Genomic DNA, 23,682 nt, shown 5'->3' with positions numbered 1-23,682 from the left:
TCGGTCAGCGCGGTACCGACACCAAAACACAACCCGGTTACATATGCAACCTGGTAACGAATCTATCCCGGTTGCTCTAAACTGCCCGCATGAGTGGACCTGGCCTGCGACAGCGGAAGCGGGAGCGCACGCGGGAGACGATCTCGGACACGGCGATCGGACTCTTCCTCGTCCACGGCTTCGACAGCGTCACCGTCGCCCAGATCGCCGCGGCGGCCGAGGTCTCCAAGCCCACCCTGTTCCGCTACTTCCCCACGAAGGAGGACCTCCTGATCCATCGCTTCGCCGACCACCAGGGCGAAGCCGCACGCGTGGTGCAGGCACGACGCAGCGGCGAGGCGCCGCTCGACGCCCTGCACCGCCACTACCGGGAACGCCTCGCCCAGCACGACCCGATCACCGGGCTGTGCGACGACGCCGAGGTCCTGGCCTTTCACGGGCTCGTCTTCACCACCCCGACGGTCGCCGCCCGCCTGGCCGAGTTCAGCGCCGCCGACGTCGACGCCCTTGCCGCGGCCCTCCGGGACGGCGTCGGCACAACCGCGGACGACCTCCGCCCGCGGCTCGTCGCGGCGCAGGTGATCACCGCCCAGCACGTACTGGCCCGAGAGAACTGGGCCAAGCTGGCGGGAGGACGCACGGCGGACGAGGTTCACCCGCAGGCGACAGCCGACGCCGACATGGCGTTCACCGCACTCCGGCAGGGCGTCGGCAGCCTCGGCTTCTGACAGTGACACCGGCCCCGAAATCTTGAGCAATTCAAGAATATGGGCCACACTTCGGCCGTGTCGACGACCTCGGACTTCGAGCGCATGGTGCGCGGGGCCGCTCTCCGCGTGACGCGCCCCCGGGTTGCGGTGCTGTCCGCGGTGCACCGCCACCCGCACGCCGACACGGCCACGATCATCAGCGCCGTGCGCGAGGATCTGGGCGAGGTGTCCCACCAGGCGGTCTACGACGTGCTGCGCGCGCTGACCACCGCAGGCCTGCTGGGCTGCATCCAGCCACCGGGCTCCCCGGCACGCTACGAGGCGCGGGTCAGGGACAACCATCACCACGTCGTCTGCCGATCGTGCGGTGCCATCGCCGATGTCGACTGCGCCGTCGGCACCGCGCCCTGCCTGGCCCCGTTCGACGACCACGGCTTCGCGATCGACGAGGCCGAGGTCATCTACTGGGGCGTGTGTCCCGACTGCTCCACCGCAGCCGCCTGACCTCCGCCCGCTCCGCGCGCCGGTAGTCGGCTACCTCGCGCCGGCTACGCCGATCAGATGCCCCTCGGGATCGGTGAACTGCCCGACCACGAGGGATCCAGGAGTGCCCGCCGGGCCCATCACGCGCTTCCCGCCGAGGCTCTCAGCCCTGGTGAGCGCGGCCTCGACATCGGGCACGTCCACGTAGAACAGGACACGTCCCTCGTAGCCCTCGCCGCCGCCCACGCCACCGTTGATCCCGTTGCCGGTGGTGCTGCCGTCCACGAACCCGTAGTTGCCCGGCGGGGAGACCGCGTCGGTGGCCGCGTCGCCGACGGCGAACTCCCACCCGAACAGCTCGCCGTAGTAGCTGCGTAGCGTCGCCGGATCCCGTCCGATGATCTCGAAGTGCACAACTGGTTGCCCCATGGCGAGTCCCTCTCCGAGCCGTTGTCCCACGGCTCTCATCCAGAGACGTCGGCGACCGCCGGAAATCATCGGCCGGTCAGCGGACGGCGACGGGTCGACCCGATCACCTATTGACTATCGATACAAGATGATCGATACTCGATCGGTGTTCACCGAGCATCGGGCCGTAGCCCCTCTCCGAGTTTTCCTCGTGCTGCTGTTCGTGGTCCTGGTCCCGTTCGAGACCCTCTCGCTTCCCGGACAGTTCGCGCACATGGCCGAGGAGTCCCCGGACCTTGCGTACCTGAGGTGGCCGTTGACCGCCGTGACGGTGTTCTGGGTGGTGTGCGTCCAGGTGGTGATCGTGGCCACCTGGAAGTTGCTCACCATGGTCAAGAAGGACCGCATCTTCAGCGACGCCTCCTTGGTGTGGGTGGATGCGATCGTCTGGGCCATCGTTGCGGCGTGGGTGGTGCTCCTGGGCGTGTTCCTCTACTTCGGCTTCAAGGCGGACGACCCCGGACTACCGGTCCTGCTGTTCCTGATGCTGACCGGCATCGCCGTGGTGGGACTCCTCATGGTGGTGATGCGCGCGCTGCTGCGGCAGGCCACGACATTGCGCACCGACATGGAAGCGGTCATCTGATGCCCATCGTCGTCCGCATCGATGTCGAGCTGGCCAAACGCAAGATGACCGTCGGGGAGTTCTCCGAGCGGGTCGGGCTCACGCCGGCGAACGTGGCGGTACTGAAGAACGGTCGCGCCAAGGCCGTTCGTTTCAGCACCCTGGAAGCCATGTGCCGGGTGCTCGAATGCCAGCCCGGTGACCTGCTCGAATGGGTCGAGGAATGAGCGGCGACGGGGATCGGGCCACCGAACGGACACCCCCGGCGACGTACCTCCGCGCCATCGTCGCCGTCCTGGTCTTCGCGCTCGGCGTCGCCGGCGTCGTGTACGGGGAGGCCGACGACTCGCCGGGCCTGCAGCTGCTGGGCGTCCTGCTCGTCCTCGGTGCGGTTGTGCTCGGCGTGCGTATCGCCCGACGCAGGAGGTAGCAGCACCGCCGCCGCTCCGCTGATTGTGATGCCGGTTCGGAGCGGTCAGAATCTCCGTAAGTGAGTGCTCTCGACGAGGAGATCGAGCCGCGGTCGCGCGGCCGCAGTCGTGTCGTGGCGATAGGGGCGGCGGTGGCCGCCGGCGCCGGGTTGGCGGTACAGGCACGGTTGAACGGGGAGCTCGGGGCCCGACTCGGCGACGGAGTCGCGGCCTCTCTGGCCTCGACCACGGTCGGCGTGCTGGTGCTGCTGGCACTCGTGCCCACCGTGGCGACCGGGCGGCGTGGACTGCGGTTCGTCGGTGCCGCCCTGCGCACCGGCAGCCTGCGCTGGTGGCACTGCTGCGGCGGGGTCGGCGGCGCGCTGTTCGTCGCCGGCCAGGGGGTCAGCGTCGGCACCTTGGGGGTCGCCGTGTTCACCGTGGCCGTCGTCGGGGGCACTGCGGTGGGCAGCCTCGTGGCCGACCGGTCGGGACTGGGGCCGGGCGGGCGGCACCCGATCACCACTGCCCGCATCGGCGGCGCGGCGGCCTGCGTGGCGGCGGTTGCGATCGCCGCTCATGACCGGCTGGGCAGCCGGGGCACGGTGCTGCTGCTCGGGCTTCCACTACTGGCCGGCGTCGCGGCCGCCGTCCAGTCCGCTCTCAACGGCCGGGTGGGGGCGGCGGCCCGGTCGCCGTGGCCCGCCACCCTGGTGAGCTTCGTCGTCGCCGAGGTCGCGCTCGGCCTCGCGTTGCTGGTCGTGCTGGCCGTGCGAGGTGTCCCGGCCGGCCGGCTCCCGGCCGAGCCGTGGCTCTACGCCGCCGGCCTGGTCGGCATCGTCGTGATCGCGACAGCAGCGCACTTCGTCGGCCGGATCGGCGTGCTGGTCTTCAGCCTGGCCGGCATTGCGGGGCAGCTACTCGGCGCGCTCGCCCTGGACGCCCTGACCGCCGGTCCGAGGCCTTCCGTCGCCACCTGGATCGGGACCGCTGTCACGTTCGGCGCCGTGGCGCTGGCGGCTCGCCCGAGCAGTCGTCGAGAACCGAGGGCGTAGCTCGGACTCGCGATCCCACCTGGTTCACGCGGACACCGGTGGCCTCTCCCGGCTGACCGCGTCGAGCAGCAACGTCGCGGCCAGCGTCGCGCCGTCGGTGCGGATCGTGGCGGCCACGGCGGTCGCTCGGGCGCGGGTCTCGGGCGTCAACGCCGTCCTGAGCGCGGCGGACAGGGACTCGACGGTCGGAGCCGGACCCTCGTGAGCCGCGCCGATGCCCAGGTCGGCGACCCTGCCTGCCCAGTAGGGCTGGTCCGCGAGCTGGGGAACCACCACCTGGGGCGCGCCGGCCCGGGTGGCCGTGGTCGTGGTGCCCGCGCCGCCGTGGTGCACGACGGCGGCCACCCGGCCGAACAGTGCCTGCTGGTTGACCTCGCCCACGACGAAGCAGTCGTCCCGGTCGTCGATCAGGGCCAGGTCGGCCCAGCCGCGGAGCACGACCGCGCGGCGGCCCTGCGCCCGGATCGCCTCGGTGGCCACCTGGGCGACGTCCGCCGAGCCGTGCATGGGCATGCTCCCGAAGCCCACGTAGACCGGAGGTGCGCCGGCGTCCAGGAACGCCTCCAGGTCGGCCGGGAGCGGGCGGAGGTCGGGCAGGAGCCACGCGCCGGTCTGTACGACGTCGAGGTCCGGCGTCTCCTGCCACGGGTCCAGGATCGGGTCGGTCGCCAGCCACGGCCGGTCACCGACGACGTAGTCGCGGACGTCGGCCACCGGCGCCAGGCCGTTCGACACCCGGTTGGTGTTGAGCGCCTCCCCGAACAGCGCGTTGATGCTCCGGGCGTCCAGTTCCCACAGCACCCGGTTGTCGGTCACCTCAGGCGGGAACGGCCGGCCCGGATACGCCAGCGGCGGACGGTGCGGCGACGGCAGGGTGAGCTGCTGGAAGGTCACGGAGACCGACCGGATGCCCAGCTTCTCGGCCACCGACAGCGCGCCGGCCGCGGCAGGCATCATGCCGGTCACCACCATCGCATCGCATCCCTCGGCCGCCCCGGTGACCGCGTCGAACTGGCCGGCGATCAACCCGGCTGCACGCTGGGGCAGGCCGGACGGCGGTGGCGCCGCAGCCGTCAGCGCGCTCGCCGACGGGCCGACGGGGACCATCGGCACGCCGACGCCGGCCAGCCGCTCCGCGAAGTCCGGCGGCGCGCACACCCGCACCTCCGCGCCGAGCTCCCGCAATCGCAACGCGAGTGCCACCAGCGGTTCGACGTCACCGCGCGACCCATACGTCGACAACAACACACGCACTTCGCGACTCCTATTTCTGCAGGTCCGGGCTCCGGCCGGCGATTCTGCGGCACCACCCGGGTCTTGCCGCAAGCCCCCCGGCGCGCTATAAGTTGAAGAGGGCAGGAGAGAGTGCTCTCCATTTCCCATCCCCGTGGCCGTCGGCCCGACCAGACGTTCGCAATGACGTGTTCGCAAGCCGTCGACGTGGGACCGGGCGCGCGGCGCCGGTAGGCGGCGTACCACAGTGCGCGCTCTTGCGATTCACCCGATGTGACTGTGCACAGCGATATGCGGAAAGTTATTCTGAAGGGTGCGTTCAGAGAAGGAATCCGTAACTCCGCAACCTAAGGATAGCATGGGCGGGAAGAGCGTGGACATACCCCCTTTCGAGCAGGAGTTGACAGCGGAGACCGAGCGGATCCGCCGGCTGCATACGCTGCTCGCCACCGAACTCGCGGCCGCCAGGGCCCAGACACAGGGCGTACTTGCCGCACCAACGGGCGGGGAGCTCAGCGCCCTCTGGGAGCGCGACGTCTCCGTGCACCGCTGGTCGGAACGGGCGGCCGCGCTGACCGCAGCCCGCTCCGGGCTGTGCTTCGGCCGGCTCGACCGCACCGACGGGTCGACGAGCTACATCGGCCGCATCGGGCTCACCGATCCGTCGGACGGGGAGAGCGCGCTGATCGACTGGCGGGCGCCCGCCAGTCAGCCGTTCTACTGCGCAACCCTGGCCACACCGCTGGGCATCACCCGGCGACGGCATCTCCAGATCGCCGGAACGGCGCCCGACGAGCGGGTCGCCACGTTCCACGACGACGTGCTGGACCAGGCGCTCCTCACCGAGGCGGATTCCGAGTCCGCCTCCGATCCGGCGCTGCTCGCCGCGCTGAAAGCGCCGCGCGGAGCGACGATGCGCGACATCGTGACGACGATCCAGGCCGAGCAGGACGCGATCATCCGGCTGCCGCTCTCCGGCGTCGTCGTGATCGAGGGCGGCCCGGGGACCGGGAAGACCGCGGTCGCGCTGCACCGCGTCGCGTACCTGCTCTACAGCCACCGCGAGCGGCTGGCCCGCAGCGGCGTGCTGGTCGTCGGCCCCAGCGCGGGCTTCATCCGGTACGTCGGCGGCGTGCTCCCCGCGCTGGGCGAGTCGGCGGTGGTGTTCACCACCCCGGGACGGCTGGCGCAGGGCGTCGTCGCGACCGCCGTGGACGAGGACGAGGTGGCCCGCACGAAGGGCGGCCTGGCGATGCTGGACGTCCTGCGCCGCGCCGTCGCCGACCGCCAGGAGCTACCCGGGTCGCCGATCGCGATCGAGCTCGACGACGTCACCGTCACGATCGACCGGGCGACAGCGAGGGAAGCCAGGAGGCGCGCCCGGGCCACCGGCCTGCTCCACAACACCGCACGGACGACGTTCCGCGACACGCTCGGCAGCCTGCTCGTCCAGCAGGGCATCGAGCAGCTCGACAAGAACCTGGAGGACCCGCCCGAGCTCGCCGAGCTCCTCCGCGACCTCGGCGACCTCCCGGAGCTCGCCCAGGCGGGCGCGGCGCAGGTCTCGGCGGAGATGCGCCACGAGCTGCGCGACGAGCTGCGCTCCAACCTCGACTTCCACGCGGCGGTCGAGCAGCTCTGGCCGGTGCTGACCCCGGAGCAGCTCCTCGCCGACCTCTTCGCGTCCCCGGAGCGGCTGGCCTCGGCAGGCGGCGGGATCGACCTCTCCGGGCTGTACCGCGCCGAGGGCTCCCCGTGGACGGTGTCGGACGCGCCCCTGCTCGACGAGCTGGCCGAGCTGCTCGGTCCCCCGCCGGTCCGGCCGAGCCCGTCCGAGCGCGAGCCCGACAGCGTCTACGCCAACGAGGTGCTGAGCATCCTGGAGTCGGCCGACCGCAGTCTCGCCGGGGAGGATCCCGACGAGCTGCGCCCGACCGACTTCGTCACCGCCGACGTGCTCGCTGCCCGGCAGGTGCCCGACCACCTCGCGAGCGTCGCCGAGCGGGCCGCCGGCGACCGGGACTGGCGGTACGGGCATCTCGTCGTCGACGAGGCGCAGGAGCTCTCCGCCATGGACTGGCACGTCCTGCTGCGGCGCTGCCCGGCCCGTTCGATCACCGCGGTGGGCGACCTCGCGCAGCGCAGCGCGCCCGCAGGAGCGGATGCGTGGGCGGACGTGCTCGGGCCGCACCTCGGTTCCCGGTGGACCTACCGGACGCTCACGGTGAACTACCGGACGCCCGCCGAGATCATGGCGGTGGCCGCCGGCGTGCTGGCCGAGTTCGCGCCCGACCGGCAGCCGCCAGAATCGGTGCGGACGACGGGAGAGGAGCCGTGGCGGCGCACCGTGGCGGCCACCGACCTCGCAGCGGAGGTGCGCACGGCCGTCGAGGCGGAGGTGGCCCAGCTGGGCCGCGGGACGCTGGCGGTGATCGCCGCCGACGGAGACGGCCTGGCCGGCCTCACCGGTCTGCCCGCGCAGGTGCACACCCCGGTGTCGGCGAAAGGCCTCGAGTTCGACGCCGTCGTGATCGTCGACCCGGAGCGGATCCGGGCCCACAACCCCGCCGACCTCTACGTCTCGATGACCCGCGCCACCCAGCGGCTCGGGCTCCTGCACGTCGAGCACTGAGGCGACCACGCCGCCAGGGGCCGGACACCGCCGCGGTGAGCGGTGTCCGGCCCCTGGCGCCTGCTAGTGGGTTCGCTTTTCCGACTCACGACGTCTACAGTGACAGCGTCAAGTAAGTTCGATTTCCGTACTCACAGGAGCAGTCCATGCCATCCGTCCTGATCACCGGGGCCTCCAAGGGCATCGGCCGGGCCACCGCCGCCGAGTTCGCCGCCCGCGGCTACCGCGTCATCGCCACCGCCCGCGACCCGCGCACGCTCGAGGACCTCGACGTCGCGCAACGGCTGCGCCTCGACGTCACCGACCAGGCCAGTGTCGACGAAGCGGTCGTGGCCGCCGGGGAGGTCGACGTGCTGGTGTCCAACGCGGGCGTGATCTTCGTGGGTGCGGTCGAGGCGAGCCCGGTGGCCGAGATCGAGCGGCTGTTCGCGCAGAACACCTCCGGCGCGATCCGCGTCGCGCAAGCCGTGCTGCCGCAGATGCGGGAGCGCAAGAACGGGCGGCTGCTGTTCCTCTCCAGCGTGGTGGGCCGCATCGTCCTGTCGGGCGACGCCGCCTACGCGGCCAGCAAGTGGGCACTCGAGGCGCTCGGCGAAGCCCTCGCCATCGAGACCGCCCCGTTCGGGATCCACACCACCCTGCTGGAGCCCGGTTCGGTGAGCTCAGGTGCGCTCGACGACCCGTTGGCCTACCGGCTGCCCGACGATCCCTACGCCGGGGCGCTGACCACCGACCACATGGACCTCAGCTACTCCCTCACCCCCGAGGAGGTCGCGCGCGCCGTCGCCGACGCCGCGGAACTCGACGCGCCGCCGCTGCGCCTGCCGATCGGCGCCGCCGCCACCGCGCTCCTCGCCGCCCGCAAGGCCGCGCCCGAGAACGTCGCGTTCGTCCCTGGTTCCTGAGCGCGGCCGTCCCGCTCAGGAGGTGCGGCGCAGTGGGGTGGCGTGGCGTTCGCCCCATTCCCGCAGGGAGCGCAGGACGGGTGCGAGGTCCCGGCCCGCGGCGGTGAGCAGGTACTCGTCGCGGGGCGGGTGCTTCGAGTACTGGCGGCGCTCGATGAGCCCGGCGTCTTCGAGCTTGCGCAGCCGCAGCGCGAGGGTCTCGCGGGGAGCGCCGGTGTTGGTCTGGATGTCGTTGAACCGATGGACCCCGAAGCCCAGCTCACGCAGTACGAGCAGGCTCCAGCGCTCGCCCACGAACTCGAGCGCGTCGGCGATGGAGCAGACCCGCGGCGCCCCGAGATTCGTCGGTTCGCTATCCAGACTCACCCGGCCATGGTAGCGCGGCGAGCGGAGGCCGGGGCCGGCCCGAACCGCAGCAGAAGTGCGGCGATCACCAGGACGGCCCCGAGGTAGCAGGCACCGACGGCGACCGACGGGGCGGCGAAGATCAGGGTCAGCGCGATGTTGCCGCTCATGTGCATGAGCACGGCGGCCGGCACGCCGCCGCGCAGCCGTTCGGACACGAACCAGTACCCGACCGACAGCGGGAGCATCGCAGCGAAGAACCCCAGCGCAACGGGGGTGAACAGGCCCATCTGCGACTGCACGGTCCCGACCAGCACGAACAGCGGCACGTGCCACAGCGCCCACAGCGTGCCGAGCACGGCCGCGGTCCGGGCCGGGGTGAGCCGGCTGCGCAGCCGCGGCTGCAGGTACCCGCGCCAGCCGAACTCCTCGGCCAGCGGGCCCGCGACGAGATGCAGGGCCAGGTACGGCAGCAGCCCGCCGGCACCGGCCACCGCCACGAGGAGCACCCCCGGGTCGGCCGCCGCGGCCCCGAACAGCGGCGCCGCGGTGACCGCGACAACCGCGGGCCCGGCACCCAGCAGCACGGCCGCCGGCAGCCACCCGGCCGCCGCTGCCCACTGCGCCTGCCGCCCGCCGGGCCGTCCGGACAGCCGCAGGATCCCGGCGGAGAGGCTCGGACCGAGGGCGCCGAGCACGTAACAGGCGAAGACGGCCGGGTCGGCGATGTTCCCGCCCAGGACGAGGGCGACCGCCCAGAGCCCCCAGCTGATGGTGAACGTCAGCGCAACGAACGGGGCGACGTCGCGGACCAGGGACCGGGAGACCTCGACCCTGCGGGTCGGGCGTGTGATCATGCGGAAAGTCAATCGCGGGCCGCCCGGAGAGACACGCCTGTGCACCTCCGGTCCGAGGTGGGGAGAACCCCACCGGCCCGGGTGAGAGGCCTTTTGCCGGAGTCGCGTGCCGGGGTGCCATCCTGACGGCCACCGTCCGACGAGGGTATCGACGCACGTGCACTGAGAGCCTGAGGTCTCCATGAAGACGGATGACGACGCGGCACCCGGGCCGTGCCGCTGCCCCCGGCTCCCGCCGGATGTGCCGGACGACGACGCCCGTTACTGGGCGTGCCTCGACCGGGGCCAGCACGACTGGATCTACGACGGCTTCACGTGCTGCCTGGAGGCGCCGCAGAACTGGCGGCAGGTCTGTCACTGTGGCGCACAGCGCTGGACGGAGGCGCCTCCGACTCGTACTCCCCGGCTCGATCGGCTGAGAGCTGAGATGAGCACCGTCCCCAGCCTCGCGACGGGATAGATCAGACGGTGACGGGCGGATCCACTCGACGACTGGACCTGAAGTCCGGTTCAGGCCCTACCGTTCGCCCGTGACCAGCAGCAGAACGGCTCCCGGCGCCATCGACATGGGCCGGCAAGGGTTCGGCGCGATGCGCCTACGCGTGACCGACTCAGCGGATCCCGACCGGGACCCTGTCCGTGTCATCGATGCCGCCCTCGACGCAGGCGTCCGGATGATCGACACCGCCGACGCCTACCAGAACGAGGACCTCGTCGGCCGCGCGATCGCCCGGCGCAGGGATGATGTGGTCCTCGCGAGCAAGTTCGGTCTGGTGTGGCACGACGACGTCGCGGAGGGCTTCGACGTCCGGGCCGACGCCGAGTACGTACGCCAGGCATGCGAAGCCAGCCTCCGGCGCCTCCGGACCGATCACATCGACCTCTACTACCTGCACCATCGCAGCGACACGGTCCCCATCGAGGAGACGATCGTCGCCATGACCGGCCTGCTCGACGCGGGCAAGATCGGTGCCATCGGCCTCTCGAACGTGACGGCCGAGGACCTGAAGCGTGCCCATGCCGTCCACCCGGTCACCGCGCTCCAGGAACAGTGGTCGCTGTCCGCACGCAGCATCGAGAGCACACTCGCCCAGACCGCGGCAGCCCTCGGCATCACCATCGTCGCGCACTCACCGACCAGCCACGGCGCGCTGCACGAGCCGAGGGGCCACGTCCGGACGGACGACGCGAAGCAGGCGACCCTGCGTGAGATCGCCGCCGCTCACGAGGCATCCGTCGGGCAGATCGCGCTCGCCTGGGTTCACAGCCGCGGCCCCTCATACGGCGCTGACGTGGTGCCCCTCCCCGGCACAACCCGGGTCGGTCACGCTCGGGCGAACATCGCGGCGGCATCGATCAACCTGGCGGCCGTCGAGCTGGCCCGGCTCGACGACGCGTGGGCGATGACCACCTGACCGAGAGAGCAGTGGACACGCCGGGGAGCTCATCGGCCGGCCGACCGAGGCTTACTGCCCAGGACCTGAAAACGGCGCCCCTCGCAACTGCGGCCCTATCCGTGTTCCGCCTGGCCTTCCACCATTCTTCGGATGGCTGTCACCAGTGCCGCTCGATGCGCGGCGATGCGCACGTCGTCGGAGGGGTCTGAGCCGTCCGCAGAGAGCAGCCCGACCGGTGTGAGATACCACGCCTGGGCGACGGCGTAGATGATCGTGAGCAGGTCGACTGCGGGGAGGGGTGAGCTGGCGGCATCTGCGACCTGCGCCGTCTTGGCCAGGTAGCTCTCCATGGGTTCGGATGCCGCCTGAGGGCGTTCGAGTTGAGCCCACAGGCTGATGCGCATCGCCGCCGGCGCACGCCCGTGGTAGTCGAACAGCCTGCCTGCCCAGCCCGGCAGGTCCTCTGTCGTCGGCGGCACGGCCGCGGCCATGGAGCGGACGGAATCGACGAGCGCGGCGTCGAACAGCGAGTCCTTGCTGCCGAAGTAGGCATAGATCATCCGGATGTTCGTCGCCGCCCGTCGGGCGACGCGTTCGACGCGGGCACCGGCGAAGCCGTGCGCGGCGAACTCGCCGACCGCGGCGTCGAGGATCCGGGCCTTCGTCGCTTCCGGGTTTCTGGCGGGCAAGGGGGACCTCCTGGTCAGTCACGTTGACAAGGGTTCACGATGACCCTAGCTTGTAAGTAATTAATTACTTACACTGGAGCAGTCATGGACCCGTCGATACAGAACGCGCTGGCGATCAGCCCAGCGTCTCCTGCGCGAGAACGCACGATCGACATCACGACGACCGGTGCCCGAACCGGCAGGCACCACCGGATCGAGGTGTGGTTCTACCGGGCTGATGGCGAGATCTACCTGTCGACCCAGCCGGCACGCCGCGACTGGTACGCGAACATCGTGAAGAACCCCGGCTTCACCTTCCATCTGAAGCATGGAGTGCGCGCCGACCTGGATGCGGTGGGAACACCGATCCGCGACGCCGCGCATCGGGCGAGGGTCTTCCGCGCGATCATCGCCGACCTCGACCAGGCCTGGAATCCCGCCGGGATCCCCCAGCCGGTCGAGCCGCTGGAGCAGTGGATGGCAGGCAGCCCGCTCGTCCACGTCACGTTCACGAAGGAAGCCCTGATATGACCGACCACCGCGTCGCCGTGATCACCGGCGGCAACCGAGGCCTGGGCCGCAGCGCCGCACGGTCCCTCGCCGCTGCCGGATACCGCATCGTGGTCACCCACCGTCCGGGCGGTGAGGCCACGGACACGGCTCGGCTCATCGAAGCCGCAGGCGGGGACGTCATGACCATGCCGCTCGACATCAGCGACGTCTCCGCCTTCTCCGCGTTCGTCTCCGACCTGGAGCAGGGCTTGACCTCCCGCTGGGGAGCGAGCCGGCTCGACGTGCTGGTCAACAACGCAGGCATCGGGCTGTTCGACCCGCTGGCAGAGGTCACACCCGAACGATTCGACCTGCTGGTCGGCACCAACTTCCGCGGCACCTTCTTCCTGATCCAGGCACTCGTGCCACTCATGGGCGACGGCAGCCGGATCGTGAACATCTCGACGTCCCTGACCCGGCACGTGAGCCCCGGAACGTCGATCTACACGGCAGCGAAATCCGCCGTCGAAGCCCTCACTCGCACCCTCGCCGTGGAACTCGGACCCCGCGGAATCCGCATCAACACCGTCGCCCCCGGACCCACCGCAACCGACTTCAACGGCGGCGCGATGCGAGACAACGCCGAACTACGCGGCTACCTGGCCACACAGACCGCTCTCGGACGGGTCGGTCGGCCCGAGGAGATCGGGGACGCGATCGCCGCCCTCGTCTCCGACCAGATGCGCTGGGTCACCGCAGAACGCCTCGAAGTCTCCGGGGGCGCCCTCCTCTGACCACCAGCAGCACTCCCGCCTGCTGGCTGCGGCGTCAGCCTGGTACCGCCCCCGACACTGACGGCATCCCGTGCCGCAAGGAGATCACCACCCGCGCCGCACTCCCCTGACCTCCGAGCGGTGCGGGTTCGGGCGGAGCCCGAGAGGTGTCCTTCCCTGGCTAGTCCCGCTCGGCCCGATGGACGAGATGCCATGCGGTGGGCAGGAGTCCGGCAGCAACCGCGATCTTGATCGCGTCACCGATCAGGAAGGGGAGGACACCGAGCGCGAGCGCCTGCCCGAACCCGATTCCGACGGTAACCATCAGCCACGGCACGCCGACCGCGTAGATCGCGAGGTTTCCGACGATCATGATGCCCACCGTACGGGTCGGGGTGCGGTCTCCTCCCCGACGAGCGAGGCCACCGACGAGCACCGCGGCCAGGAGGAAACCGACGATGTAGCCGAAGCTGGCGCCGCCCCATCCAGAGGTGTGCTGGGTGAACCACGGAAGCCCCGCGACGCCGGCCGCCAGGTAGACAGCCATCCCGAGCAGGCCGCGGGCAGGTCCGATCACCGCGACGGCAAGCAGCACGGCGAAGGTCTGCCCGCTCAGGGGCACCGGGGTGAACCCGAGGGGGATCGCCACCTGTGCAGACAAACCGACGAACACCGCCGAGCCCACCACCAGGGCGAGGTCACGGACGGCGCCGCCGGGCAGCACGTCGGCTAGTACTCTTCTCGGGCCTGCGGTTCCGATGCTGGTCATGCGGTCCCCCGTCGACGACGAATGTCGATCATGACGCTAAACGCTTCGAGGGCGTGGATCCAGAGGCCGGACGTTGCGTACCGCTGCTCAGCCTGCAGTCGGAGGGGCCACGAGCAGATCAGCGGTAGCCAGTCGGCCGGTCGGGATAGCCTGCCGCCGCCGAGCTCATCAGCCAGTTGATCGAGCGGGCCGTCACCGGCCCCGAGGACCCCGCTCCGGAGGCCTGCCGACCGAGGCCTACTACGATCCTTGCTACCGCGGGCATGAAAACGGCCCCCGGACTGATGTCCGGGGGCCGTTCTCGCTGGTAGCGGGGGTAGGATTCGAACCTACGACCTCTGGGTTATGAGTCAGGCGTAGAGCGTCTCTAGGTGTCTCGCCAGTGTCACTGCCAGCACCCTGACCTCGGACTGCCGTCGTCGACCGTCTCACTGGTCGCGCGCCATGTCGGGCGGTCTCGACGCGTCCTGGTCACAGATCTGGTCACTACCGCCCGACCGCTGCCGCACTCCGCTCCCCGCGCCCACAGGCTCCCGCGGTCGAGCACGGTGTAACCATCGGAGACCCGCCTTGCAAACGCGTTTCCGGTGGCCCTCTGACCATTGCGGCGCCACTCAGAGTGCCGATGACCAGGCGGTTGCGGATCGAGCTGTGCCACCCAGTATCGCGAGTGACGCTGAGGATGTGCCCCAGATGTTCCCCGCCACGGCCGGTGGCTCGTGTGGGTCGAGGAGCTACCTGTCCCCGGTACCGGTGCGGAACGGCGGTTCCTTCCCAGCGGTCGCGATGATCAGGTACCGCTCGTCCTCGATCGGCCCTCCCCACAGATCTGGATCCACGAGGGGGCGCAGGACGGCGGTGCTCGTCGCGGCTCGGACCAGCGGCAGCAGATCGTCGGAGCGCCAACCAGCGCCCGTGTGCCAGCGCCCCTCAATGAGCACCAGCAGACCGCCCGGCACGAGCAGAGTCGTCCAGCGGTCCAGAACAGCGGACACGTCGGGCAAAGCCCAGAGGACGTGCCGGCACAGCACGACGTCGAACGGGCCTTTCACCGCCGGCCGGCTGGCGTCGCCTTCGAGGAAAGCGACTTCGACGCCGCGGCGCTTGGCCTTGGCAGCGGCCTGCTCGAGCATCCGTGGAGCGATGTCGATGCCCTGCACCCTGTGACCCAGTTCGGCGAGTAGGACGGAGACTGAACCGGTGCCGCAGCCTACGTCCAGGACCCTAGCCGGCGGGGCCGGAAGAGCTTCCTGCAGCACCAGCGTCCAGGCTTCCCGGACTAATCCGTCGTGCAGGCCGTGATCCGGCTGCTCGTCGAACCGGGCCGCCTCCGCGTTCCAGTCCTCCTGCATCGCGCGTGTCACCGGACGACGTTACCGCAGGATTGCGCTACCGCAAGCTGCACCGTGAAGCCCCTGCAGCTGCGATCCTGCCCCAGATAGAGGAGTCGGAGTCCTGAGGCACACTGTTATTGCTGGTGGAGACGAGGGTAATCGAACCCCTAAACCCCCACCTTGCAAATGTGGATCAGCGGCAACGACGAGGGCGTTCGCGCAGCTCCGCGAGCGTCTGCGTGTGCCCGTAGTGACCGTAATTGACCGGACCCTGTGGCACGGGTGTGGCACGTGACGTGCGTTTTGACTGCCAGGTTCTGGTGCTTGATCCTGGGCGCGGCACTGCCACAGGACCCCTGGCGTGGCCTGGGACGGCGACCGATCTCCCCCTGTTGACCTTGACTCGGGTTCAGCCCCGAGCATGTGCGGCATGGACTTCGATGTTGATGAGTTCCTGCAGGATCCACTGACGGCGCGGGTCGCAACCGCAGGGCCTACTGTCCGCCCGACGTGGTTCCTCTGGGAGGACAGCGTATCTTGGATTCTCACCGGGCCGTGGTCACAGCTTCCCGACCGAGCGGCAGACCACAACGGGTTGGGTGCCGCCCGTGCGGCCATACATCCACTCCTACGCGCCGCTCGTAGAGGCTACTCCCGCAGGTAGTTCGACTGTTCGCTCCGCGCGTACACGGAGCCCTTGCGCGGCATAGAACATCCATTAAGCTGACACAGATCCGTGGGCATCTCCAGCGCCACGAAAGTACCTTCCGGCGGGGTGAGATGTAATGACAAAGACAGGCGATACCCTTCTCCGATGCTCATTCTGCGGGAAGGGCCAGAAGCAGGTCAAGAAACTGATCGCCGGGCCAGGGGTGTATATCTGCGATGAATGCATCGACCTCTGCAATGAGATCATCGAAGAGGAGTTCCAATCAGGCATCACCGAGAATGGCGAGTGCGACCTACCGAAACCATCGGAAATTTGTCAGTTCCTTGACGGATTTGTCATCGGGCAAGAACACGCAAAAATTACACTGGCCGTGCAGGTCTACAACCACTACAAGCGTATCCAACATTCCGCCAACCGCAAGGAAGAGGAGGTCGAGATTGCCAAATCCAATGTCCTACTATTAGGACCGACGGGATCAGGAAAGACACTCCTGGCCCAGTCCTTGGCTCGGCTCCTCGATGTTCCTTTCGCTATCGCGGACGCAACGGCATTGACTGAGGCGGGTTACGTCGGCGAAGATGTAGAGAACATCCTTCTGAAACTGATTCAAGCCGCCGACTACGACGTCTCAAGAGCCCAGAAGGGGATCATCTACATCGATGAGATCGATAAGGTTGCCCGAAGAAGCGAGAATCCGTCGATCACCCGTGACGTATCCGGCGAGGGCGTTCAACAAGCACTTCTGAAGATCGTTGAGGGTTCCGTAGCATCAGTGCCGCCCCAAGGTGGACGAAAGCACCCCCATCAGGAGTTCATTCAGATTGACACCACCAACATTCTTTTCATCGCCGGTGGCGCATTTTCGGGAATTGAGGAGACTGCGAATCGTCGACAGGGATCCCGAGGCTTGGGCTTCGGCGCTCAACTCCCTACGCGCCAGACCGAACCAGCAGTCGAGATATTGCCCGAGGATCTGGTGAAGTTCGGGCTGATTCCCGAACTCGTTGGTCGCCTTCCCGTAATCGCAACACTGCATGAGATGACCCGGGAGGACTTTGTTCGAATCTTAACAGAACCCCGGAATGCAATTATCAAGCAGTACCAGCAACTCTTCGCCATAGATCATGTTGAGCTTGAGTTCACGCCAAACGCATTGGCTGCGATTGCCGATCTCGCGATGCAGCGATCGACCGGAGCACGTGGCCTCCGCAGCATTGTGGAGTCATGCCTGCTGAACCCAATGTATACCGTGCCCGACATGGAAGATGTTGCACGTGTTGTGATCGATGGTGACGTCATTCGCGGTGAGCGGCAGGCCGTTTTCGTAACTCGTCGAAAGAGCGCATGATCCTCGAGATCCCGGCCGGGTGAGCGGATGCTCGTCGGTAGTCCGCAGGGAGAGCACCGGTGCACGTTGCGGGCGAATCGTGCACTGCGAAGCTGGGCGTTCTAACACCAATGCGGGCAATCAGTGATCGCCTTCGGACACCGCCGAGGACCGAGTCAGGCGCCGGTCGTCTCCAAGCGTCTCATCAGTGCCGCCCGGCAGCGTCCTGACCTCGGACTGCCATCGTTGGCCGTCTCACTGATAGCGGGCCGTACCGGGTGGTCTCGACGTGTCCTGGTCACAGATCTGGTCACAACCGGGCGACGTTGCCGCGCTGCCCTTCTAGCGCCCGCAGGCTCCGCGGTCGAGCCGCGGTGTCACCGTCGGGAGCCCCGCCTTGCAAACGCGTTCCGAGCGACCCTCTGACCGTTGCGGCGCCGCTCAGAGCGCCGATGACCAGGCAGTTGCGGATCGGGCTGTGCCACCCAGTATCAGCGAGTGACGCTGAGGATGTGCCCCAGGTGTGCCCCGCCACGGCCGGTGTCTCGCGCCATCTCGTCGACCTGGCGTAGCCCGATCACGCCACGGGCAGGGGGCAACGGCCCACCCAACCCGACCGCCTCAGTGGACGACGAAGTCGGCGCTGCCCCCGACCACCTTGCCAGTCTTGCCCCCTGCTCGTGGCGTGATAGCCCTCCGGGAGGTCGACGAGATGACGCGCCCACCGCTCCCCCAATTCTGGCCGCACCGGCCCGCCTTGCCCGCCATCTCGGAGACCTGCCGCGCGGCGAGCGCACGCAGTGTTACCAGCTACTACTCGCTCGTGGGCGAGTCTGGCTTGCATGTGGACAGAGATGGGGACAAGATGTGGGTGCGGACTGAACGAGACCTCCGCGTCCCGTGTAGGCCCGCGCTCACCCCCCGCTTCGGCGGGGGGTTTCTACTTTGGCCAGACGACGATTCCTGGATACGCTATAGCACCCTGCGAGTGCGCAAGTCTATTCGCATTTGCATAGATAGCAGTTCCGATCTCGCCCCACATCGCCGAGTGACAGACTGGTGTACGGTGGCTTGGCGGCGGATGCAGTCGCCGATAGGCCGCGAATGCAACCATATCAGCAAGCTGCAGAAGGTACGACTGATCACTTTGTCGAGGAACCGGATCTTCAATGATCAGGCGAGCTGGCAAATTAAAAGAACCAGTTCCAAACGCGCTTCCAGCCCGATTCACGCGCCGAGCTTTGCGCAAGAGCTTCCTTATTTGCAGCGAATCGCCCTCATCGTGAATGACCATCAGAGGGGTGTCTGTCGTAGTAGATAACCGCTCCAGCCTTTGCAGCAGGAACTCCCAGGCCACGTCACGAGGACTATACTTTTCCTGTCGGCGAATCTTCTCCTTCTCAATAACTACAGCGAAGGCCTGAAGACCAAGCTTTGACAATAAGCGCATGTGCTGCCGATATATAACATGCCTTTGGCCGTCCCCGAGGTTGAGACCCTTCAAAGGCCCACCGCCACGCTGGAGATAGTTCGCCTTAATCTCCGCTCGCACCAGAACGCCAAACTTATTTCGCAGGAACCGGCGAAAGTCAACAAGTGTGTCGAACACGTCTGGCCAGTCCTTAGCATTGACTAATACGCACCCAAGGGTGTAAGTCCGCGACCCCTTGTAGCCGGCATCGCCCGACTCGTCCACATACGCCAGCCACACAACGAGATCGTGGCATGACTCCCTGACACGATCGTGTTCGGCACGCCGGAGGGGACCGCATCTGATTCCGCTGCGGCATCTGACGCAAGCAGCCGCGCGCCGCGCGGGGACCGGCCGGAGGCCGCACGCCCCGTGCGAGCGCTTGCGGCTGCATCGGACACAGCGCGGCGCGGCGCCGGAGGCGCCGCCTTGAACAAGTAGAGAAAGTCTGAACACAGCGGCCAGGCGGCTGCGTGTGTAGTCCCGGGACATGCTTGACACTCCGGTCCCACCTGATGCTTGACAGTGGTCGTGATCGGCAATCCTCATCCGTTCTGGTTGGACGGGTACAGGGGCTGGTATCGGACCGTGGTCGAGGATGTGGGCTGGCTGCGACGCGTTCTTCCGCTGACCTGTCAACCCTGACGTCCGGCCGAGCTGCGCGAGTTCCATCGAGTTTCATCAAGGTCGCGCAGCTTCGCTACTACCACTGACCATGCTCCGGCAGCGCCGTCCCGCCGGTCTGCCCGGTGAGGATCCGCACCTAGTGCTCGAACGAGTATCGAGCGACCAGATGCGCTGTCGACCCGGCAGGATGGGCCGGGTGATCGACGCGTTCCCTTCCCTCGACGAGCCACTGAACCCTGACCAGTACCTGGTCGTATCCACGCACGCGTGGACGATGCAAACGCACAGTTTCCTGCAGGGTCGATCCGGCACCCCGACTGCCCGATACACGCTGCTGGAGGAGCTGCGCACTAACCGATGGGTGCCCGCCGAGCCGAGCCGAGACTGGGTCAACGAGCAGCGCCGCACCGGGCGGCGATGGTGGCTCCTCGGGTCCGAAGAGGAAGCCCGCGCCGACGGGATCGACCTCGACCACCAGGACAACGCCAGCCGCGTCCACGCACCCTACGGCGACTTCCTTGCTGAACGCGAGAACCGCCGACCTGGCCCACGACCCGGCAACTGGCGGGCACCCAGCCCAGACTTCCTTGCCGCGCTACCCCGCGATCCCAACCAACTCCTTGCCCGACTCGAGATCGATCACCCGCGCACCCGCTTCTCACATCCGCTGACACACGCGGCCGACGCGCTGCGCACCTGCCTGTTTCCCGCCGACCTCCGCACCGCGCTCTACCGCGGCCTGCTGCAGCTTCCCGAAATCAGCATCAACGAGCACACCGTTGACCTCGACGGTCGCCACTGCGTCGCATTGGCCTGCGACATCGCTGCACGAACCCATGAACTACTGATCGATCCGACCACTGGGCAGTACGCCGGCGAGCGCGACACGACCAGTGACGACCCGCGATGGCCGATCGAACCCGGCACCGTCATCAAGTCGAGCAGCACCCTTACCGCGATCACCGACGGACCCGGTGAGCTCCCCCCACATCTCGCCGAGCACATCCGCGACGGCCTCCCGGCCTGACCCTCCCCCGTCCACAGATGGAAGTCCGAGAAATCACGCACACCCTCAGTTTCCTAGCCCGAATGTCAACCACCACCTGAGAACTCAAACGTCAAGCATCAGGTGGGACCAGACAGGCCCGGCGGCTTTGTTGCGAGGTCACACGTCGGCGGTGTCGCTCGCGGTGGACGACTGGTCGGTCTCGGCAGTGATCCAGCTGAGGTACTCGGGGTTCCCGTCGTAGATGGGGCGAGCGCTGATACCGGGCACCTGGTAGGGGTGCCGCTCCCTGGCGTACTCGACGATCGCGGGAACGAGCGCGCGTCGCGTGTGCAGGGAGGCGCGACCCTCCGTGCGCTCGTGAACCTCGCCCTGCCACCGGTAGATCGAGTGGACGGGCGCGAAGTTGTGTGCGCTCGAACAGAGGCGTTGCTCGACTAGCTCGCGCGTGAAGCTGCGGAGCCATGCGGGGTCCGGTGCGGTGATCACCACCTCGCACACGTCGGTCATAGGGCCGTACCTCCCTCGGCGATTAGCTCGGTCATCGTCTGCTCGGAGTTCTCACGCGTCTTGCCGACGGTCGCCCAACCAGTCATGACCTGATCGTCGTAGCCGAGGCCCACCCAGCGGCCGATCATGTTGATGCCGTGGGCGTGCTTGATGAACAGGTACATCGTGCCCTTGGACCGGATCGTCCCCTCGTTCGCGGCGTACCACCCGGTGAGGACCTGGTTGTCCCAGAGGCGGAGCTCCCCCGTCCACAGGTAGCCGCCATCGTCCGCGCTGAGCCCGTGCGCTGTGGCAGCGATGTGAACCAAGCTGCCCTCCTGCCGCATGCGCACGGGCTGAGTCGCGATCTTCTCCACCCCATCGCGTGACGTCTGCCAGGACGCCCACCAGTCGCCGGTAAGGCTGACCCCGCTGGGTGCACGGCCCGCCAGCTCGGTGACCGAGATGCCGAGGGCGTCAGCGATGGCGATCGCCACAGACAGCAGCGGCTGTTGCTCGCCTGCCTCGTACCGCCGGATCTGGCGGGTGTCGACACCGGCGACACGTGCAAGGGCGCCTTGCGACATCCCCAGGTCGGCGCGTCGCTGCCGGATGACTTCGGACATCTCCACCGCTCCATCTTAGGACTTCCTAGTCCTTCCGACCGGACCAGCTCAGCCGGAGCGGACCAACTAGTCCTTGACAGCCGGACTACCTGGGCGCACTATAGGACTAGGACGCCCTCATCTCTAGGGCGAACTAGACCTCTGGGGCAAGTCCAAGTGGAGGAGGGTGCAGTGCAGAACCTGCCTGTGATCTTGAGCGGCTGGAAGTTAACCCTGGTGGACCCGCCGGAGCGCAAGATTCGCGAGGACGAGCGGGGCAACCTGGTACCGGTGACCGACCGGGACGGGACGGCGCAGTTCGTGGTGTCTCTGTTCGCGAAGCTCGCCGTGGGCCCGGGGCAGCGGGCGCCGAAGGGCGAGGAGATCAAGGTGACGCTGACCGCGGATCCGGGTGAGGGCTTCCACGAGGGCCAGCGGGTGGAGTTGATCGACCCGCAAGTCTCGCCCTACCAGGTGGAGAACCGGGGCCGGGTGTCGTCTGGGCTGTCGTTCAAAGCCGCGGGGCTCAAGCCGGCCGACCCGGCCCCGATGCCCGCGCCGATGCCGCGCGAGAAGTCGGCGTAACCAGCCGCCCGCAATACCAGCGCGATCAACTGTTGTCCCGGTGAATACCGGCGTGGGTAGCCCCATGCCGAAAACAGGGCGGTGAGCGCTATGCGATGTGGTGGGTGTTCGGGGTCGGGGTCGTGTGACCCGTGTGACGGGTACGGGTGTTTCCCGGATTCGTTCCCGAACGCCGGTGACGGCCCGGAGTGTGAGGTGTGCTGCGGGGACGGGGTGTGCGTCGAGTGCGCGGGCACCGGCGAGAACGCAATGACTGATGCAGTTTCGAATGGGGTGGGTGAGTGATGGACGCAGTGATGAACGGGCGGCGGCCGGCGGCGGGTGTGGGCCGGTTGGTGCGCCGTCTGGAGCGGGAGCGCCGCCGGTGGTCGCGGGGTGATTCGCCGGTGGCCACCGAGCAGGCGTGGCGGGCCGGGGTCGCCGAAGGGCTGCGCCTGGCGCAGGTCGCGATCCGGAAGGGCGTCTGAGGTGGCCACGGTGGGTTCCACGGTCGGCAGCGCGGTCAAGGCCACCCGCGGCTGGGCAAAGGGACGCTCAGACCGGCGGGCAGTGGCCCGGTTCGGCGAGTTCTGGCAGGCCCTCCAGCTCGTGGGGGACGCCCTGGCCGAAGCCCAGCGGGCGGCCAAGAGCGCCGAGGACGTGGCGTGGAAGCGGCGTAACCAGCGGCACTGGAATATCGCCAGCGTGGATGAGGTCCGGTCCTCGCTGCGCCGGTGCAAGTCCTCCCTGCGGGTCGTCTCGTCGCAGGCGAAGCGGTTCGAACCACAGTTGATCGAGAAGGACTGGAGGCGCTGACATGGCCGAACAGGTGGACCGCATCATCGAAGACCTCGACCAGTCCATGAAGCGCCTTCGCGAGGCCATGCGCGACATCCCGATCCGGCGCGGGAGCTTCAAGAAAACTCACGACAACCTGGCCCGGGATGTGGCGCAGGTCGTGACGATGCTGGATGCCGCTCGTCCGGTACTCCGCAAGAACTAGCACCACTCGGTAAGCCCGTAGAACGGCGTCGGGGACGCGCTCACGAAATAAGCGAGTGCGTCCCTGGCCCTTCTGCGCCCAAAACTGCTCAACAACCGACCGATTCGGGGATGGTATCGGTGAAGACACGAAATGCACTGAGTTTCGGTGGGCCGCGAGGGACGGCGGTGCGCGGGTCGACCCGCCCGACCGGCCAGGAAATCCGGGTCGTGGTGTGGCTGCTGCGCCACCCCGCGTGGGCGCTGGTCCCGGTGTTCGGGCTGTGGGCGGTCGTGGTGTGGGGTGCCACCGCGGTCCTGTCCGGCCTCGGCGGCCTCGTGGGTGCGGTGGTGGTGTGGTGGCGGGCGCATCCGGCTTCGTTCGACCGGTGGGCCGCACCTCGGGTTCGCTCGGTGTGGCGGCGGTGGACGGTGTACCGGGGTCGGCGGTGGCGTGGGGTGGTGGAGGACTGCGAGCTCACCCGCGACAACCGCCGCACCGGCGAACTGCTCTACCCCCGTGTGCTGCGGGTCCGCTCAGCGACCCCGTCGATCGACACGCTCACGGTGCGGGTGGTGCGCGGGCAGGACCCGGCCGCGTTCACCGAACGCCTCCCAGCGCTGGCCGACGCGCTCGGCGCGCATCAGGTCGCGGTGTCCCGCACCCGGCCCGGGGTGGTGACGGTGATCGTCGAGCGGCAGATGCCCTTCGCCCGCGCGCTCGATGCCCCTGCCATCCCAAGCACGTCCGCGGATGTGGACCTGCGCGCGCTGGACGTGGGCGACACCGAGTACGGGCAGCCGTTCCTGATCCGGATCCAGGGCAAGCAGGTGCTGGTGGTCGGC

At 68.4% G+C, this 23,682-nt stretch carries 27 protein-coding genes and 1 pseudogene; 18 read left to right on the top strand and 10 right to left on the bottom strand.

Translation table 11 applies throughout. The annotated features are described in order from the left end of the window. Positions 1 to 89 precede the first annotated feature (89 nt). Together HF577_RS18230 and HF577_RS18225 are read left to right on the top strand one after the other, a co-directional pair. Positions 90 to 728, top strand: a complete 639-nt coding sequence (locus tag HF577_RS18230; RefSeq protein ID WP_169397084.1) for a TetR/AcrR family transcriptional regulator — start codon at positions 90 to 92, stop codon at positions 726 to 728. 57 nt (positions 729 to 785) lie between these two features. Continuing rightward, positions 786 to 1,214: a Fur family transcriptional regulator gene (locus tag HF577_RS18225; protein ID WP_169397083.1), complete on the top strand. Its 429-nt coding sequence runs from the start codon at positions 786 to 788 to the stop codon at positions 1,212 to 1,214. A gap of 30 nt (positions 1,215 to 1,244) precedes the next feature. On the opposite strand, the gene HF577_RS18220 is transcribed toward HF577_RS18225, so the two are convergent. Beyond that, positions 1,245 to 1,622 (bottom strand): VOC family protein, encoded by a 378-nt coding sequence (locus HF577_RS18220; RefSeq protein ID WP_169397082.1) that lies wholly within the window; start codon positions 1,620 to 1,622, stop codon positions 1,245 to 1,247. Between the two features lie 145 nt (positions 1,623 to 1,767). Here HF577_RS18220 and HF577_RS18215 point away from each other — a divergent pair, with 145 nt between their 5' ends. Genes HF577_RS18215 through HF577_RS39760 form a run of 4 tightly spaced genes read left to right on the top strand, consistent with a single transcriptional unit; the run spans position 1,768 to position 3,691 of the window. Then, positions 1,768 to 2,247 carry a DUF2975 domain-containing protein gene (locus HF577_RS18215; protein WP_169397081.1) on the top strand — a complete coding sequence of 160 codons (480 nt, stop codon included), beginning with the start codon at positions 1,768 to 1,770 and terminating at the stop codon, positions 2,245 to 2,247. Then, entirely contained in the window at positions 2,247 to 2,453 is a 207-nt protein-coding gene (locus HF577_RS18210; RefSeq protein WP_169397080.1) for a helix-turn-helix domain-containing protein, read from the top strand. The genes HF577_RS18215 and HF577_RS18210 overlap by 1 nt, the downstream gene beginning before the upstream one ends. Then, on the top strand, positions 2,450 to 2,656 hold the full coding sequence (locus tag HF577_RS18205; protein WP_169397079.1) for a hypothetical protein: 207 nt from the start codon (positions 2,450 to 2,452) through the stop codon (positions 2,654 to 2,656). Before HF577_RS18210 ends, HF577_RS18205 begins: the two co-directional genes overlap by 4 nt. Before the next feature lie 60 nt (positions 2,657 to 2,716). Continuing rightward, positions 2,717 to 3,691 (top strand): DMT family transporter, encoded by a 975-nt coding sequence (locus HF577_RS39760; protein ID WP_169397078.1) that lies wholly within the window; start codon positions 2,717 to 2,719, stop codon positions 3,689 to 3,691. Positions 3,692 to 3,715: 24 nt separating this feature from the next. Here HF577_RS39760 and HF577_RS18195 read toward each other — a convergent pair whose 3' ends face one another. Further along, positions 3,716 to 4,945 carry a glycosyltransferase gene (locus tag HF577_RS18195; protein WP_169397077.1) on the bottom strand — a complete coding sequence of 410 codons (1,230 nt, stop codon included), beginning with the start codon at positions 4,943 to 4,945 and terminating at the stop codon, positions 3,716 to 3,718. A gap of 352 nt (positions 4,946 to 5,297) precedes the next feature. Here HF577_RS18195 and HF577_RS18190 point away from each other — a divergent pair, with 352 nt between their 5' ends. Both HF577_RS18190 and HF577_RS18185 read left to right on the top strand, forming a co-directional pair. Next, the gene (locus tag HF577_RS18190) at positions 5,298 to 7,556 is read left to right on the top strand and encodes a UvrD-helicase domain-containing protein (RefSeq protein ID WP_312859214.1); all 2,259 of its coding nucleotides are present in this window, start codon (positions 5,298 to 5,300) and stop codon (positions 7,554 to 7,556) included. 146 nt (positions 7,557 to 7,702) lie between these two features. Next, positions 7,703 to 8,461, top strand: coding sequence for an SDR family oxidoreductase (locus HF577_RS18185; protein ID WP_169397075.1), 759 nt, complete (start codon positions 7,703 to 7,705; stop codon positions 8,459 to 8,461). Positions 8,462 to 8,476: 15 nt separating this feature from the next. On the opposite strand, the gene HF577_RS18180 is transcribed toward HF577_RS18185, so the two are convergent. Beyond that, positions 8,477 to 8,827, bottom strand: coding sequence for a winged helix-turn-helix transcriptional regulator (locus HF577_RS18180; protein WP_169397074.1), 351 nt, complete (start codon positions 8,825 to 8,827; stop codon positions 8,477 to 8,479). Then, complete coding sequence (locus HF577_RS18175; protein WP_169397073.1) at positions 8,824 to 9,663, bottom strand: CPBP family intramembrane glutamic endopeptidase; 840 nt, start codon at positions 9,661 to 9,663, stop codon at positions 8,824 to 8,826. Before HF577_RS18175 ends, HF577_RS18180 begins: the two co-directional genes overlap by 4 nt. A gap of 530 nt (positions 9,664 to 10,193) precedes the next feature. Here HF577_RS18175 and HF577_RS18170 point away from each other — a divergent pair. Further along, complete coding sequence (locus tag HF577_RS18170; RefSeq protein ID WP_312859213.1) at positions 10,194 to 11,078, top strand: aldo/keto reductase; 885 nt, start codon at positions 10,194 to 10,196, stop codon at positions 11,076 to 11,078. A 95-nt stretch (positions 11,079 to 11,173) separates the two neighbouring features. Here the strand turns inward: HF577_RS18170 and HF577_RS18165 are convergent, their stop codons facing one another. Continuing rightward, positions 11,174 to 11,749: a TetR family transcriptional regulator gene (locus HF577_RS18165; RefSeq protein ID WP_169397072.1), complete on the bottom strand. Its 576-nt coding sequence runs from the start codon at positions 11,747 to 11,749 to the stop codon at positions 11,174 to 11,176. An 84-nt stretch (positions 11,750 to 11,833) separates the two neighbouring features. Between HF577_RS18165 and HF577_RS18160 the strand changes: the two genes are divergently transcribed. After that, complete coding sequence (locus HF577_RS18160; protein ID WP_169397071.1) at positions 11,834 to 12,259, top strand: nitroreductase/quinone reductase family protein; 426 nt, start codon at positions 11,834 to 11,836, stop codon at positions 12,257 to 12,259. Then, positions 12,256 to 13,014: an SDR family NAD(P)-dependent oxidoreductase gene (locus HF577_RS18155; RefSeq protein WP_169397070.1), complete on the top strand. Its 759-nt coding sequence runs from the start codon at positions 12,256 to 12,258 to the stop codon at positions 13,012 to 13,014. The genes HF577_RS18160 and HF577_RS18155 overlap by 4 nt, the downstream gene beginning before the upstream one ends. A gap of 160 nt (positions 13,015 to 13,174) precedes the next feature. Here HF577_RS18155 and HF577_RS18150 read toward each other — a convergent pair whose 3' ends face one another. Next, a complete protein-coding gene (locus tag HF577_RS18150; RefSeq protein ID WP_169397069.1) occupies positions 13,175 to 13,762 on the bottom strand; it encodes a biotin transporter BioY in 588 nt (195 codons plus the stop codon). A 734-nt stretch (positions 13,763 to 14,496) separates the two neighbouring features. Further along, positions 14,497 to 15,126, bottom strand: coding sequence for a class I SAM-dependent methyltransferase (locus HF577_RS18145; RefSeq protein WP_312859212.1), 630 nt, complete (start codon positions 15,124 to 15,126; stop codon positions 14,497 to 14,499). Positions 15,127 to 15,881: 755 nt separating this feature from the next. Here HF577_RS18145 and clpX point away from each other — a divergent pair. After that, positions 15,882 to 17,114, top strand: coding sequence for an ATP-dependent Clp protease ATP-binding subunit ClpX (gene clpX, locus HF577_RS18135; RefSeq protein WP_169397068.1), 1,233 nt, complete (start codon positions 15,882 to 15,884; stop codon positions 17,112 to 17,114). A gap of 919 nt (positions 17,115 to 18,033) precedes the next feature. Here the strand turns inward: clpX and HF577_RS18130 are convergent. Further along, complete coding sequence (locus HF577_RS18130; protein WP_169397067.1) at positions 18,034 to 18,804, bottom strand: DUF3800 domain-containing protein; 771 nt, start codon at positions 18,802 to 18,804, stop codon at positions 18,034 to 18,036. Positions 18,805 to 19,387: 583 nt separating this feature from the next. Between HF577_RS18130 and HF577_RS18125 the strand changes: the two genes are divergently transcribed. After that, the gene (locus tag HF577_RS18125; protein WP_169397066.1) at positions 19,388 to 20,218 is read left to right on the top strand and encodes a hypothetical protein; all 831 of its coding nucleotides are present in this window, start codon (positions 19,388 to 19,390) and stop codon (positions 20,216 to 20,218) included. Positions 20,219 to 20,356: 138 nt separating this feature from the next. Here the strand turns inward: HF577_RS18125 and cutA are convergent, their stop codons facing one another. Both cutA and HF577_RS18115 read right to left on the bottom strand, forming a co-directional pair. After that, positions 20,357 to 20,707, bottom strand: coding sequence for a divalent-cation tolerance protein CutA (gene cutA, locus HF577_RS18120; protein ID WP_169397065.1), 351 nt, complete (start codon positions 20,705 to 20,707; stop codon positions 20,357 to 20,359). Beyond that, the gene (locus HF577_RS18115; RefSeq protein WP_169397106.1) at positions 20,704 to 21,312 is read right to left on the bottom strand and encodes a helix-turn-helix transcriptional regulator; all 609 of its coding nucleotides are present in this window, start codon (positions 21,310 to 21,312) and stop codon (positions 20,704 to 20,706) included. The genes cutA and HF577_RS18115 overlap by 4 nt, the downstream gene beginning before the upstream one ends. Positions 21,313 to 21,483: 171 nt before the next feature. On the opposite strand from HF577_RS18115, the gene HF577_RS18110 reads away from it, so the two are divergent. The 5 genes and pseudogenes from HF577_RS18110 to HF577_RS18090 all read left to right on the top strand — a co-directional run. Next, complete coding sequence (locus tag HF577_RS18110; protein ID WP_169397064.1) at positions 21,484 to 21,876, top strand: hypothetical protein; 393 nt, start codon at positions 21,484 to 21,486, stop codon at positions 21,874 to 21,876. Between the two features lie 284 nt (positions 21,877 to 22,160). Continuing rightward, positions 22,161 to 22,343, top strand: a complete 183-nt coding sequence (locus HF577_RS18105; RefSeq protein ID WP_169397105.1) for a hypothetical protein — start codon at positions 22,161 to 22,163, stop codon at positions 22,341 to 22,343. A 10-nt stretch (positions 22,344 to 22,353) separates the two neighbouring features. Further along, positions 22,354 to 22,671: a hypothetical protein gene (locus HF577_RS18100; protein ID WP_169397063.1), complete on the top strand. Its 318-nt coding sequence runs from the start codon at positions 22,354 to 22,356 to the stop codon at positions 22,669 to 22,671. Position 22,672: 1 nt separating this feature from the next. Continuing rightward, entirely contained in the window at positions 22,673 to 22,858 is a 186-nt protein-coding gene (locus HF577_RS18095) for a hypothetical protein (RefSeq protein ID WP_169397062.1), read from the top strand. Positions 22,859 to 23,025: 167 nt separating this feature from the next. Beyond that, positions 23,026 to 23,682, top strand: a pseudogene (locus HF577_RS18090) (FtsK/SpoIIIE domain-containing protein); the annotation flags it as partial.

Origin of the sequence: Pseudonocardia xinjiangensis, assembly GCF_012911925.1 — a bacterium.
Lineage (GTDB): Bacteria > Actinomycetota > Actinomycetes > Mycobacteriales > Pseudonocardiaceae > Pseudonocardia > Pseudonocardia xinjiangensis.
The sequence above is the reverse complement of the archived record's forward strand: the minus strand, read 5'-3'. Positions and strand labels throughout refer to the sequence as shown.